Genomic DNA, 12,809 nt, shown 5'->3' on the forward strand with positions numbered 1-12,809 from the left:
AATTAGGACTTTGAGGAGCAGTGAAAATAGAGAAAGCCAAGCAGCTTACTGCAAAAAAATTTAAGCGAATGACTGGAGTGAGCCGTAAAACCTTTGAATTAATGGTTGATATGGTTAAAGCTGATGCTCAAAAGAAGAAGAAGCCTGCCCGTCGTCCTAAATTAATTATTGAAGACCAAGTTTTAATGGTCATCCAATATTGGAGGGAGTACCGCACTTACTATCACATCGGATTGGATTGGGGACTTTCAGAGTCAGCAGTTTGTCGAACGGTGTTAAAAATTGAAAATGCTTTAATTAGTTCAATAAAGTTCAGCCTACCTGGTAAGAAAGAATTATTAAAGATGTCTCCAAATTCAGGCTTAGTTGTCATGGATGTGATGGAAAGCCCAATTGAAAAGCCACAAAAAGGGCAAAAAAGATTTTTTAGTGGTAAACAAGGAGAGCATACGTTAAAAACGCAAGTAATAGTTTGCCAAAAGAGCGGTCAGGTTATCTGTTTAGGGCATGGTAAGGGAAAAACTCATGATTTTCGGCTATTTAAAACAAGTGGTGTAAGGTTTGGAGAATTACTCAGAGTTATTGCGGATAAAGGCTATCAAGGAATTAGGAAAATTCATCAATTAAGTGAAACACCGATTAAAAAACTGAAAGGTAAGAAGTTAACGAAAGAGCAGAAGCAATCTAACCCTTGAACTTAATCGATTAAGAATCGTGGTTGAACACGTTAATCGTCGGCTAAAAATATTCAATATTTTATCTAATCAATACCAAAATCGCCATCGCAGATTTGGATTAAGGTCTAATCTAATTGCCGGAATCTACAATCATGAATTAGCTTTAAAAGCTTAAATAGAGCAGAATTAATCCTTTTAATTCAGCAAATAAATAATTGCTGAATCAGTTTGCTATATCAACTTTTTAAGTAAGGACTCTCCAGCAACAGTTAATATTAGAAACTTTGTAAATTGTGGCTATTCTAACTTCTCTGACGTAAATAAAAATAACCCTTAATTATACCAGAAAATATTTATGCAAGAGTTCTAACCAGCACCCCATCCACAATCGCAACCCCCCACTGCGGAAACTTCGCTAGCAATTTCTTGATCACAATCTGCAAAGCCGGATCATCGTCCCAACACTGGTACAAAAATTTAAACCCCGGATTCTGAAGAGAATTCGCCGCCACTTTCAGTTTCTGCATACGTTCAGGTCGCATATTTGACTTTGCAACAATCGCCTCATGCGACCACTTTTCAGGATTTTGCACAAACGCGGCGGAACTTTCTCTACGAGACGCGCAAGGGACACCTTCATCAACTGCTCTAACTCATATAGCCGAAACCTGGTTTTCTCTTGACAACGAAGGAAAACAAGGACTTCCGAAAAATCAAATTATCCAAAATTATTCGTACATTTATAAGGACGCACGATGTCTGCCCCTACGATAGGATGTTTTTTTACTAGAAATCCCTAATTTAACGTGAGTTCGACAGAACTAAAAAATGGCAGGAGGTAGTGCAGGCAAATCTTTTGGGTAAATATCAATCGAAGGTTTTTTGGGCAAGTAGGTGTAAGCAGCTAAACCAGCCATCAAATTGACTAGATCGCACTTCATCTATCCAGTTAAGCAAATTCTTATCTAGCAAGCTTTTTGGGGTGTTCTATCCGTCGAACTCACGTTAACAGAAGTTTGGATGCTATCCTTTGCAAAGAGCAGCCACTTAACTCTTATATGCAAAACCAATGGGCAGTTCTAACCAAATATTAATTTTATTTGCTCACCCTGCACTTGAAAAGTCACGGGTGAATCGGCATTTGATTCAAGCTGTTCAGGGGTTGGATTCAATCACTATTCATGACCTCTATGAGGCATACCCTAACTTTGACATTAATGTGAAGTTTGAACAGGATTTACTCCTTGCCCACGATATTATCGTTTTCCAGCATCCCTTCTACTGGTACAGCAGTCCCGCGATTTTGAAGGAGTGGCTGGATTTAGTGTTAGAGCATGGATTTGCTTACGGTAATACAGGAACGGCGCTGTATGGCAAAAAACTGCTTTCAGCAATCACGACGGGGGGAAGCGAACAAGCTTACTGTCGGGAGGGATATAACTACTTTTCTATCCAAGAACTGCTAGTGCCATTTGAGCAAACAGCGCGTCTTTGTGGCATGGAATATTTACCGCCCTTTCTTGTACATGAAACACATCAGCTACGGGAGCAACACCAAATTGCTAAACATGCAGATGATTACCGTACTGCAATCATCGGTCTGCGTGATAACACTATAAGCTGGGAACTTCTCAAGCAATTCAAACATTTAAACCAAAACTTAGCTGAAGTGATCAAGATACAAGAGGCCCCATACCATGCACAATGAAGATTTTTTCTTTCAAGCATTTATTTACTTGATGGCGGCGGTGCTGTCAGTACCAATCGCCAAACGATTAGGACTTGGTTCAGTTCTAGGCTATCTGATTGCTGGGGTAATCATTGGCCCCTTTGTACTAGGCTTTGTGGGTAACGAGGGAAGCGATGATGTGATGCACTTCGCTGAGTTTGGTGTGGTGATGATGCTCTTTTTGATTGGTTTGGAACTGCAACCATTCCTGCTGTGGCGATTGCGCGTCCCGATTCTTGGATTAGGAGGTTTGCAGGTTCTGGTTACGACTTTGGTTGTAACTGTTCTGAGTTTAATTTTCGGACTTTCGTGGCAAATGGGTTTAGCGATCGGCATGATTCTATCATTGTCTTCAACGGCGATCGTCCTCCAAACCTTAAATGAGAAAGGGTTAATGAAAACAGAAGGTGGACAATCGTCCTTTTCAGTACTGCTGTTTCAAGACATCGCAGTTATCCCAATGTTAGCTGTGTTACCGTTACTGGCAATGAAAAACAGCCCGGCAGTGAGTTTGGTTGTCAATCGGGTAATCTTTGTTGCCGCAGAGCAACAAAAGGCAACTGTACCAGGTTGGCAACAAGCTCTGCTGGTGATGGTAACAGTGGGTGGCATTATTGTTGCCGGACGGTTTCTGATGCGCCCGATTTTCCGCTTTATTGCTGCTACCCGATTGCAAGAAATCTTCACCGCGACAGCTCTACTATTGGTAATTGGGATTGCCCTGGCGATGCAGCAGGTTGGTCTTTCACCTGCGCTGGGTACGTTTGTTGCCGGAGTTGTTTTGGCGGATAACGAATATCGTCACGAACTGGAGACTAATATTGAACCTTTCAAAGGCTTACTGTTGGGACTGTTCTTTATTTCGGTTGGGGCTAGCATCAACTTTAATTTGCTGATTCAACAACCCTTTTTGATTCTAGGATTAGTCATCGGACTAGCAATTATTAAGTTTGCAGTGCTGTTTGGGTTGGGTTGGTTGTTCAAGTTAGAAGCCAGCCAGAATCTACTTTTTGCTTTCGCCCTCGCCCAAGGAGGTGAATTTGCCTTTGTGCTGTTCTCGTTTGCTACTCAAAATAACGTCCTAACTACAGCCGTAGAGGGTATTATTGTTGCCGTTGTTGCATTGTCGATGGTGCTGACACCGTTAATCATGCTGATTAATGAGAAGTTCGTGCAGTCTCGTTTCGTAACCACAGCAGTTGAGCCAAAAGCAGATTCCATTCATGACAATGAAAATCCAGTAATCATCGCAGGCTTTGGCCGCTTTGGACAAATTGTTGGTCGTTTGCTGATTGCCAATGGCTTTAAAGCCACAGTTCTCGATCACAACCCGACTCAAATTGATATGCTGCGGCGTTTTGGCTTCAAAGTCCATTACGGGGATGCGTCCCGGATTGATTTGCTACATACAGCAGGAGCAAGGCAGGCGAGGCTATTTGTTTTAGCCATAGATGATCGCGAGAAAAGCCTAGAAACTGTTGATCGGGTTCGTAAATATTTTCCTCACCTGAAAGTTTTAGCGCGGGCTATTGATCGCAATCATGCCTACGAGTTGCTTCGACGAGGGGTTGAAGTGGTTGAGCGGGAAACCTTTGGTTCGGCGGTAGAGATGGGAGTGGAAGCACTAAAGTTATTGGGTTTCCGCTCTTATAAGGCGCGTCGAGCCGCTAACATCTTCAAAAACCACGATCAGCAAGCTTTGCGGGAAATGGCGAATATGGAGAGAGATGATACGATATTGGTGGCGCGATCGCGTCAACTAGCTCAACAGTTGGAGCAGTTATTAAGGTCGGACGATAAAGACCTGACTCATGAAGTTGACCGAGCCTGGGACATTTCAGATTTACAGAAGAATGTCTAACAAGAGATAACTTCTTAAGAGAGAAAAATAAGGGAAATATGCGCTCGGCTAGGCGTTGATTGCCTTGAAGTGGATACACAGGCTACATCACTTAGCACCCGAACACAGATTATCGCTGATGAATCTGTATTGGATTATGTAGATCCTATTTATTACTCTGAGGCAGATTGATAATATTCCCCAGTGCGGTAGGCGCTGGGGGATATTTTTAACTGACTTTCAGCTTAATCGCTTGTTTGTCCTCTGGGTTTTTCGTATGACATCGCTTAACCATTAGAATATTTTTTCTGAATTGGGAAGATTTATGTAAATTTAACCACATCCACCTGATGAAACTTTACAATATGATTACTGAAACTAATTTAGTTACAACCAACAGGCTTTGGTTTGACCCATGACTGATAATAAACAAGTTGTCTGCCAACTCACTCAACAAAAACCGAAACGTGTTTTGGTTGTAGCTCCAAGTGAACTCACTATCCATCATCGTCACAGACAATTCTTTCAAACACCGCCTACTTTAAGCAATTACATTCTCAAAGCCATCGCTAAATTGTCCATCGTCAGCGCTATGTTGTTTGGCATTAGTGCATTAGGCTATTGGGGATTAGAAATCGTTGAAGCTAACATAATCCCGACGATAGAAGACAGATACGATTGGCAAACCCAAAAACATATTTGTTTCGGTTGGATGCTAGTTACTTTTTCTAGCTTTCTTGGGAGTGCTTCTTTTGGTGATGAGTTTCACTAATAACATTCATTGGACAAAGTTTATATTGAAGAAGAATTCAGCTATTCTGAATACATCCGTCAGCAATCTTTCAGTGGCGGGTCAAAATCCCCCACTGAATTGTTGCACCACGCTTATCTTCGATGCGATCACTTTGGCGTAATAGAGCCGATTTGAAATGCTAAAGGCATCGCTTGAGAATAAAAAAGAAAGGTTGAGGTATGTTTTTATAATCCATAATTCCTAACACAGTATTTTCATCTACTTTTCTGAAAGAATCATTGATTGGCAAATAATCATAAATCATTGTAGCAGTCACTTTTTCTCTATACTCCATCATCCGCAGTCTGGCTTGACTTTTATCGGTTTTCAGTAAAGAATTAATTGAGATCAGCAATGGTTTGAGAGAATTATTTTTGGGGATCGGCAATTTTAAAACCCAATTCATTAAAGTGGGGTTAGGCGCAACCTGGAAAATTTTTTCCTGACCATCTAAAAACAATAACGGATGAACATTTTCAGAATCTATAAATTCCTTTCCATGAGGAAGCTTGGTATAGAGTCCAATGGTAGTAGAAAGCTCATCTTTGGCGCATCCTCTAATTATTCCTCGTTCATAAAACAGGGCTATGCGCCAGAGTCTACCTTGAAAACGAGCAGCGATCGCCTCACTCGACTATTTAAAATTTTAGGCAGAGAGTAATCGGGACTTGCTCCTCTCGGCTCTTTTTTTCCAACTCTTCACTTTGTTTTAGGCTCAACAGCAGTGCTTTGTTGTGGTTTAGTAGATCAAGGAGTATTCAGTGTTCATGAGTTTTGATTGATACTTTTAAGAAACTTTTTTGAACTTGTTGGCAGTGAATTTAAATGACTCCCTACGTTTAAGTGCTGAAGTTGTGCCGAGAGTGGCAAGGGCGAGTATTTTCCCGTTTTTAGCACAGTGATGCCCTTAGCTACTACGAACTTTACGCCGTAGTAAACTGATCGTACTCATACAAGATATACAAGCTAAAAAAATTGATGGCTCAGGAACAGTTTTTATTCTTTGTGTCTCTAAGAAATTGGACATATCTTCACCAATAATCTGATGTACACGACGAGTGGGATGAATCTCGTCAAAGTAATAATAATTATCAGGGGTTGAACAACCAGGCTCTACCCCCCCAGTAGTGTATAAAAGTTCGCAGGCATCATTTATATTGGTAAAACCAAATGCCGATGGGATAGAGCGAATTTTGTTGCTAATTGCAACATGGTCATATAGTGCAACTTCAACACCTAATTGCTTATTCAGGGTATCGAGTTGACCGGGAAGACTTTTGTTGATGACATCTCTAAACTTAGCTGCCTCTTGTGAGTATTGCTCAAAAAGCGGTAATGCAGCTAAATCTGTAGAATTTACGACAAAAAACTGTTCTGCCCCTAGCCCTGCAAGTTGTGATATTCCAGAAGCAATATTGTTAACAGCAGTATCAGCTAAGGTATCAACCGAACCAGTCTGATTATTAAAAAACCTTTCTAATAAGTCATTTGTAGATATAAAAATGAAGTATAACCCCTTAGAATCTGCCACGCGATTAACTTCTGCTTTATATTCTTCAATTTGGCCAAATAAACCCGTATCTTGATATTTATCAAGCCAAGTACTTAAATTGCCATTGCCGCTTTTTGCACCACCTACTGCATAATCTGTTAACTGTAAATTTTCTTGTTTTGCTAGTACCTCAACTGATGTTAATCCCGGATTATTTGTCCATCGACCATCAGAGTCATACACGTCCACTCGTGGAAATATAAACGCTCCAGGCACCCCAGAGTTAACTGCTGCTGTTGTAATCCGAAGTGCTGCCCCATTATCTGAATAGCTATCACCAAAAGCATAAATACGAGAAATCGAATTGAAAGAAGCTGCATAAGCATTATTAACACTTACACACAAAAAAGCCGCACTACTTACTGCGGTAGTAGTAAATATTTTCAAAGGAATATTTTTTAGCATATTGACTTTTTCATGAGGTCTTCAGCTTGTTTCTTAACGGCGATCGCACAAAACTATCCGCCTATGCTCGTAACTGAGGTTTATTTGCTTGTAATTACGCACATGAAAAAATATATACTTTCTAGCTTGATTAAGCAAGATGTATTAAGGGAAATTACTTAATCATTTGCAAAAATCATACTTAGCGGCAAGGGGTGGAGTATGTGGCGTTAGGGAGTAGGGTTATGAATCGAGGGGGCCCAGCAGCCAATAGCCAGGAGAATCGAGTGAGTCGTCAAAGTAATAGGCGCGGATGGCTTCGAGTAGGTCATGGGTGGTAATGAAGCCATCTTCGTCCTTGTCAAGGTGCCGGAATGCTTCGCGGGTATCTTGTTCGGATAGCTGCATCATAGCCCCAGTCCATCGGATCTCATCAGTGACGGTCAGCCGACCGTCACGATCTTGGTCAACGATGTCCATAATCGATTCAAGGAAGGGCATATAGGCTTGACCAAACGCTTCGGTGGTTTCTAGCAGTCCCAACGCGAATGCTCTTTTGTACTCAGCCTCACTGATGCGCTCATCGGTATTTGTATCGGCTACTTGCAACAAGTGCTGCCACAAGCTTAAGCAAACATCGAGCAGCCGTTGTCGAGCAGGGGATTCTTCATCATGACCGAACTCTTCAGCCAGACGTGCAACTGACATCTCGAAGTCGCTCTGCTCAATAAAGCCATTGCGATCATCATCGAAGGTGCGAAAGCGTTTGGAGAGTTTTCGATCCAGAAAATCGTTCATGGTGTTTTACAACATCGCGTATCCACTCCATAGTAAGGCCAATACCTGGAATAAAATGCTGCGTGCAATCGCATCCTTCACCTGTGTAATATATATCATAAGCGTGCGACTCGTTCAATATTTCTCGACCATTTCATCTTCACTTATCAAAAACCTTTGGGATGAGTTATGGGCGAGGAAATATGACAAGCGCGATCACTACTTATCTCACTTCATAAGCACACCATCTGCCGCCACCAATCCCCACTGCGGATACTTCGCCACCAATTTCTTGATAACAATCTGCTTTCGCCGGATCGTCAGCCCAACACTCCTGCAAGAACTAAACCCCCGGATTCTGCTCCGAATTCGCCGCAACCTTGAGTTTCTGCATACGCTCCGGTCGCATATTTGACCGCGCAACAATCGCCTCATGTGACCATTTTTCAGCACTGGGGACAAGTGCGGCGGAACTTTTATCTTCATTACCCCTCCAACAATTGCATAAAAATATGCAGCCGCAGTTTTAACAATAGAAGTAATGGTCAGTTTATCAAGTAGAGAAGCGATCACAGTTCCGTATGAGCGATCGCGATAATTAATCCCTAACCACAGGGATTGATTATTACAATTATATTTATCACGGTGCTTCAGCGATTGTAGTGCTAGCCCCCTCATCCCATCTACTCTTAAACATAAAAAGTAGGTAATTGCTCTACTTAGCCATAAGTGAACAATCACCTAAGAATGAGTGTTTTTACGTTTTCACTCGTAAATGCAAACTACAACGAGTATACTAGCAGTTTCACCTGACACAAATGTATTTATCTCAAAAGTTAAAACCGGACATAATATTACAGGCAATGCAAATTTTCGTTTTGCGTGTCAGAGTTTGTAATGTGTTCGGCTTCAGTTAGCGAGAGTTTATCAAACGCTTGCTCTGCTTTCGATTAATATTTTAACCATCAAGTGGAGAGCAGATGCGTTTGAGCTTTTCCACCAATAACTCAAATCGGGCTTGGGGATAGCTACTTAGATGTAACGGCTAAACCAATAAATGTACCTTTAGGGACATCGGCGATTTCAGTCGCAACGCCAGTAGATAGATCAATACTGTAAAGAACTGAACCAGACAGTGCATAGGCAGTATTTTTACCTTGTGCATCTGTAAAGATGTCAAAGCCGCTATTCGACGCAAAATTAACACCAAGATTGCCGATTGTTCTGAGAGTGCCATCATTAGGTGGGTTTTGCAGTACTAATACATCAAGATCGTAGTCAATGCCAAACAACTGAGTTGATGTGGCTCCAGCAACGGAATTTGTGTAAGCGGCAGCGGTAACATTGGGGTCAACTGTGGCGTTGACATCATCACTAGCATAGGCTAAAGGTTTATCAACAATAACTGCACCAGTATCTACATTGGTACGGAAATTTTGGTCATTGCTGCCTACTATGCGTAAGCGATCTGGTACGGGATTGAAGTCAAACCCTGATTGAAAGCCTCCATTAAAGCTGCTAGATAGTTTGCTCACAAATTGAGCTTGACCACTTATGAAGTTAATCGTGTATACATTGTCAGTATCTGTGACACCGTAAAGCAGACCGTTTGCTGGACGGAAATCGATACCTTGTAAGTTGCCGTCAATTCCTTTAACTTGAACTGCTTTAGCAAATCCACTCGGATCTATATTTACAAGAGTATTATTTGAGGTTATACCAATAAATCTTAAAGCAGACCATTTGCCTTTAACATTAATTTGAAGGATATCAGCTAATTTCGTGAGACCAACGTCAGCTGAAATTTTGTTAGCACTCAAGCCAAGACTCGCAGTGACTACAGCAACTACAAGAGCTATTTTACGTGTGAGCAGACCTTTCATCCTAAACTCCAAGAACAGTTTTTCTAGTTTTGATTCAGCAACGAGCTATCCTTTATTAAAAAGATTGTCTTTCAAGTTACTGATGACTACAGATTACACTTAAATAAGAGTTAATTGAATGTATTATAAAAATATCCTACTTTTCTTACTTAACCTACTTAACCTACTTTCAATTTTTTCCAAAAAGAAAAAATAATCAAGATTTGATTACTATCAAAGTCAATTTTGATAGCATTATTAAATTTTTAAAATTAAGATTATAAATTTGGCATGATTTTAGTTTTTGTAAAAATAGGCAATCATTATTGCTTCTTACAAACAGCCTCTGATTTTCAAGTATTAATTAGCTTACATCTGCGGATAAATCTTCAGTAATCTCACACTGATCAATCTGGTTTTCAATCCACCAACACCCCATCCACGATCGCAATCCCCCACTGCGGAAACTTCGCCAGCAACTTCTTGATCACAATCTGCAAAGCAGGATCATCATTCCAGCATTCCTGCAAGAAGCACAATCCTGGATTCTGCCCCGAATTCGCTGCAACTTTGAGTTTCTGCATACGCTCCGGTCGCATATTTGACCTCGCTACAATCGCCTCATGCAACCACTTTTCAGAATTTTGCACGGACGCGGCGGAACAAGTACCTTCATGAACTGCTTTGATTTCTACACCCGAAACTGAATTTTCAACCAACAACGAAGTGGGATTACTTTGTTCTACCTGCCCCTGAGTTTGAGTAGCGATCGCTGCATTCGCCAACGAATAAACCAACCGCACACGATAGAACTCCTGCTGCAAAAAAGACAGAACACTCAGCACGCCCAATTCAGACCAATCCCCCAAATCCTCGTTGTGCAGAGATATAAAAGAGGTGTCCAAAAGCACGAACTTCAAAGACTGCTAAAAAATCGGTGTTGCTAAATTGGCATGATGGATGATGATACTATGCTAAAAGGAGCGGTGGAAGCCGCAGTCTTTCTTCAAGAGAGCAGCTAAATTTCTTTGCCCTAACTTAGAGCGATTGTCCAAGGTTTTTCAGATTGTGGAAAACCATAAGCAGAAATCCAAATGAACTACGACATCAAAGACAAAACCATTTTGGTTACGGGCGCAAATCGCGGCATCGGCAAGGCGATAGTTGAGTCGTTTCTTGAACACGGAGCCACCAAAGTCTATGCGGCTGTTCGTCAGCTCAACAGTGTCTCCCCATTGGTTGAACAATACGGCTTACGGGTAGTACCAATTCAGGTTGATTTAGCTGATCCCCAATCTATTGTTGCTGCTGCTCAAGCTGCCCCAGATGTGCAAGTTGTTATCAATAATGCAGGAGTATTTCTTGCTGGAACTCCCTTAGCTGAGGATGCGATCGCCGCTCTCGAATTTCAGATGAACATCAATGTATATGGATTGATCTACATGGCTCAGGCGTTTGTCCCGGTACTCAAAGCCAATGGAGGTGGTGTCTTTGCCCAAATCAATTCTGTTGCTTCGCTTAAGGGTTTCCCCGACTCTGCCACTTACTGTGCCTCAAAAGCTGCGGCCTATTCAATCACCCAGACATTACGAGAACTATTGAGTGAGCAGGGCACGATTGTGCTAAGTGTTCACCCTGGCCCGATTGCCACGGATATGAGCGATGCGGCAGGAATGAATGAGGTTGCACAGCCACCTACACTTGTGGCAGAGGGGATAATAAAAGCTCTCAAAGCTGGGGATTTTCACGTCTTTCCTGACCCGATAGCTAAACAAATGGGCGATGCTTATAAGAGCTTTGCCCAAAATGTCGTTGAGGTGTCATCAAGTTAACTACATTGCAGGGTAATGCTCTAGACAGTACCTTGAGCTACCCTAAGTTAGAGTCACCGAGGCAAAGATGGTGGAATACCGCAGTTTCTCAGTAGGGGTATGATGTACGTAATCGGCTGGTTGCTAAATTATCGTTTAAATCACAGTCGCTACTGCTACGAAGAGAGAAATTGCGGACGTAATTGATAATTGATTCACAAAGTATGCTTATCGTGTCGGATCTTCACTGACTTGAACAATCAGCTTGCCGAAGTTTTTCCCTTGTAGTAAGCCGATGAAGGCGTGCGGGGCGTTTTCCAGTTTCTGTACAACATCTTCCTTGTACTTGAGCTTACCTTCTTGCAACCACCCAGAAACATCTTTGACAAACTCTGCCTGCCGATGTTGGTAATCACCCACGAGAAATCCTTTGATTAACGCTCGTTTAACCAACAGCGGCATTAAATTAGGGCCAGGAGGAGAATTTTCGGCATTATACTGGGAGATTAAACCAACCAATGGGATTCTTGCTCCTTGATTAATGTGCTGCAACACCGCTTCTAAAATCGGGCCAGCTGTATTGTCAAAGTAAACATCCACCCCGTTCGGACAAGCGGCTTTTAGGGCTGAACTCAGTTCTTGAGTTTTACGGTTAATACAGGCATCAAACCCTAATTCTTTCGTTACATAATTGCATTTTGCATCACTCCCAGCGACTCCTACCACCTGAGAGCCTTTGATTTTGGCAATTTGACCCACTACAGAACCGACTGCACCAGATGCGGCAGAAACAACAACCGTTTCGCCAGTTTTGGGTTGCCCAACATCAAGCAGAGCAAAATATGCAGTCATTCCAGGCATTCCTGTTACACCCAACGCATAGGAAACGCGAGCTTGATTGGGGTCAAGCTTACGCAAAGTTTCGCCTTTCGATATGCCATAGGCTTGCCAGCCGTCATAACCAAGCACAAAATCTCCGGTTGAGAATTGGGGATGGTTAGATTTCATCACTTGGCTAACTGTGCCACCGACCATCACAGACCCCACCTCTACTGGAGCAGCATAAGACTCGCGAGCGCTCATACGACCGCGCATATAAGGATCAAGGGACAGGTAGATCGTCCGATTCAGGACTTCACCTTGCCCTGGTTCTGGAATTGGTGTTTCGACAAGGGCAAAGTCGCTCTCTTTCGGTTCTCCAAGCGGACGACTTTTGAGTAAGATTTGTTGGTTAATTGAACTAGTCATTGGTTGTGCCTGCTTATTTACTCATTTTTTCTATCAAAACTACAAGTCGTCTTGAAAGCACCCTTATTACAGTAGCTTGTCTAATGTAATGTAATGGGCAGATCGCGAATCCGTTTGCCTGTAGCCTGATAGACGG

Annotated in this window: 14 protein-coding genes; 6 read left to right on the forward strand and 8 right to left on the reverse strand. The window is 42.1% G+C overall.

Annotated elements, in window-relative coordinates:
- The first annotated feature begins 20 nt into the window (after nt 1–20).
- Nucleotides 21–852 (forward strand): IS5 family transposase gene (locus RMY27_RS30375; protein ID WP_322668548.1). Its coding sequence is split into 2 segments (ribosomal slippage): nt 21–689 and nt 691–852, totalling 831 coding nucleotides; the frame shifts between segments, so codons are not numbered across the junction.
- 178 nt (nt 853–1,030) lie between these two features.
- Here RMY27_RS30375 and RMY27_RS30380 read toward each other — a convergent pair.
- Entirely contained in the window at nt 1,031–1,270 is a 240-nt protein-coding gene (locus RMY27_RS30380) for a hypothetical protein (RefSeq protein WP_322668549.1), read from the reverse strand.
- Nucleotides 1,271–1,746: 476 nt separating this feature from the next.
- On the opposite strand from RMY27_RS30380, the gene RMY27_RS30385 reads away from it, so the two are divergent.
- The 4 genes from RMY27_RS30385 (at nt 1,747) to RMY27_RS30400 (ending at nt 5,174) form a co-directional block, all read left to right on the forward strand.
- Nucleotides 1,747–2,385: an NAD(P)H-dependent oxidoreductase gene (locus RMY27_RS30385; protein WP_322668550.1), complete on the forward strand. Its 639-nt coding sequence runs from the start codon at nt 1,747–1,749 to the stop codon at nt 2,383–2,385.
- Nucleotides 2,375–4,267: a glutathione-regulated potassium-efflux system protein KefC gene (gene kefC, locus RMY27_RS30390; protein WP_322668551.1), complete on the forward strand. Its 1,893-nt coding sequence runs from the start codon at nt 2,375–2,377 to the stop codon at nt 4,265–4,267. The genes RMY27_RS30385 and kefC overlap by 11 nt, the downstream gene beginning before the upstream one ends.
- A gap of 394 nt (nt 4,268–4,661) precedes the next feature.
- Nucleotides 4,662–5,018 carry a hypothetical protein gene (locus tag RMY27_RS30395; RefSeq protein ID WP_322668552.1) on the forward strand — a complete coding sequence of 119 codons (357 nt, stop codon included), beginning with the start codon at nt 4,662–4,664 and terminating at the stop codon, nt 5,016–5,018.
- A gap of 9 nt (nt 5,019–5,027) precedes the next feature.
- Complete coding sequence (locus tag RMY27_RS30400; RefSeq protein WP_322668553.1) at nt 5,028–5,174, forward strand: hypothetical protein; 147 nt, start codon at nt 5,028–5,030, stop codon at nt 5,172–5,174.
- Nucleotides 5,175–5,178: 4 nt separating this feature from the next.
- On the opposite strand, the gene RMY27_RS30405 is transcribed toward RMY27_RS30400, so the two are convergent.
- The 6 genes from RMY27_RS30405 to RMY27_RS30430 all read right to left on the reverse strand — a co-directional run bounded on the left by RMY27_RS30405 (nt 5,179) and on the right by RMY27_RS30430 (nt 10,525).
- The gene (locus RMY27_RS30405; RefSeq protein WP_322668554.1) at nt 5,179–5,427 is read right to left on the reverse strand and encodes a DUF4334 domain-containing protein; all 249 of its coding nucleotides are present in this window, start codon (nt 5,425–5,427) and stop codon (nt 5,179–5,181) included.
- 519 nt (nt 5,428–5,946) lie between these two features.
- The gene (locus RMY27_RS30410; protein ID WP_322668555.1) at nt 5,947–6,996 is read right to left on the reverse strand and encodes an SGNH/GDSL hydrolase family protein; all 1,050 of its coding nucleotides are present in this window, start codon (nt 6,994–6,996) and stop codon (nt 5,947–5,949) included.
- Between the two features lie 222 nt (nt 6,997–7,218).
- Nucleotides 7,219–7,773 (reverse strand): EF-hand domain-containing protein, encoded by a 555-nt coding sequence (locus RMY27_RS30415; RefSeq protein ID WP_322668556.1) that lies wholly within the window; start codon nt 7,771–7,773, stop codon nt 7,219–7,221.
- 207 nt (nt 7,774–7,980) lie between these two features.
- Nucleotides 7,981–8,493: a hypothetical protein gene (locus RMY27_RS30420; RefSeq protein WP_322668557.1), complete on the reverse strand. Its 513-nt coding sequence runs from the start codon at nt 8,491–8,493 to the stop codon at nt 7,981–7,983.
- 287 nt (nt 8,494–8,780) lie between these two features.
- Nucleotides 8,781–9,635, reverse strand: a complete 855-nt coding sequence (locus RMY27_RS30425) for a DUF4394 domain-containing protein (protein WP_322668558.1) — start codon at nt 9,633–9,635, stop codon at nt 8,781–8,783.
- Between the two features lie 398 nt (nt 9,636–10,033).
- On the reverse strand, nt 10,034–10,525 hold the full coding sequence (locus RMY27_RS30430) for a hypothetical protein (protein WP_322668559.1): 492 nt from the start codon (nt 10,523–10,525) through the stop codon (nt 10,034–10,036).
- Between the two features lie 183 nt (nt 10,526–10,708).
- On the opposite strand from RMY27_RS30430, the gene RMY27_RS30435 reads away from it, so the two are divergent.
- A complete protein-coding gene (locus RMY27_RS30435) occupies nt 10,709–11,446 on the forward strand; it encodes an SDR family oxidoreductase (protein WP_322668560.1) in 738 nt (245 codons plus the stop codon).
- A gap of 207 nt (nt 11,447–11,653) precedes the next feature.
- On the opposite strand, the gene RMY27_RS30440 is transcribed toward RMY27_RS30435, so the two are convergent.
- Entirely contained in the window at nt 11,654–12,673 is a 1,020-nt protein-coding gene (locus tag RMY27_RS30440; RefSeq protein ID WP_322668561.1) for an NADP-dependent oxidoreductase, read from the reverse strand.
- Nucleotides 12,674–12,809: the final 136 nt, after the last annotated feature.

Origin of the sequence: Nostoc sp. DedQUE09, from assembly GCF_034530915.1 — a bacterium.
Classification (GTDB): domain Bacteria; phylum Cyanobacteriota; class Cyanobacteriia; order Cyanobacteriales; family Nostocaceae; genus Nostoc.

Coding starts and splice junctions, on each gene's coding strand:
- kefC (WP_322668551.1), top strand. CDS start 2,375: ATGCACAATGAAGATTTTTTCTTTCAAGCATTTATTTACTTGATGGCG.
- RMY27_RS30410 (WP_322668555.1), bottom strand. CDS start 6,996: ATGCTAAAAAATATTCCTTTGAAAATATTTACTACTACCGCAGTAAGT.
- RMY27_RS30425 (WP_322668558.1), bottom strand. CDS start 9,635: ATGAAAGGTCTGCTCACACGTAAAATAGCTCTTGTAGTTGCTGTAGTC.
- RMY27_RS30415 (WP_322668556.1), bottom strand. CDS start 7,773: ATGAACGATTTTCTGGATCGAAAACTCTCCAAACGCTTTCGCACCTTC.
- RMY27_RS30435 (WP_322668560.1), top strand. CDS start 10,709: ATGAACTACGACATCAAAGACAAAACCATTTTGGTTACGGGCGCAAAT.
- RMY27_RS30440 (WP_322668561.1), bottom strand. CDS start 12,673: ATGACTAGTTCAATTAACCAACAAATCTTACTCAAAAGTCGTCCGCTT.
- RMY27_RS30395 (WP_322668552.1), top strand. CDS start 4,662: ATGACTGATAATAAACAAGTTGTCTGCCAACTCACTCAACAAAAACCG.
- RMY27_RS30385 (WP_322668550.1), top strand. CDS start 1,747: ATGGGCAGTTCTAACCAAATATTAATTTTATTTGCTCACCCTGCACTT.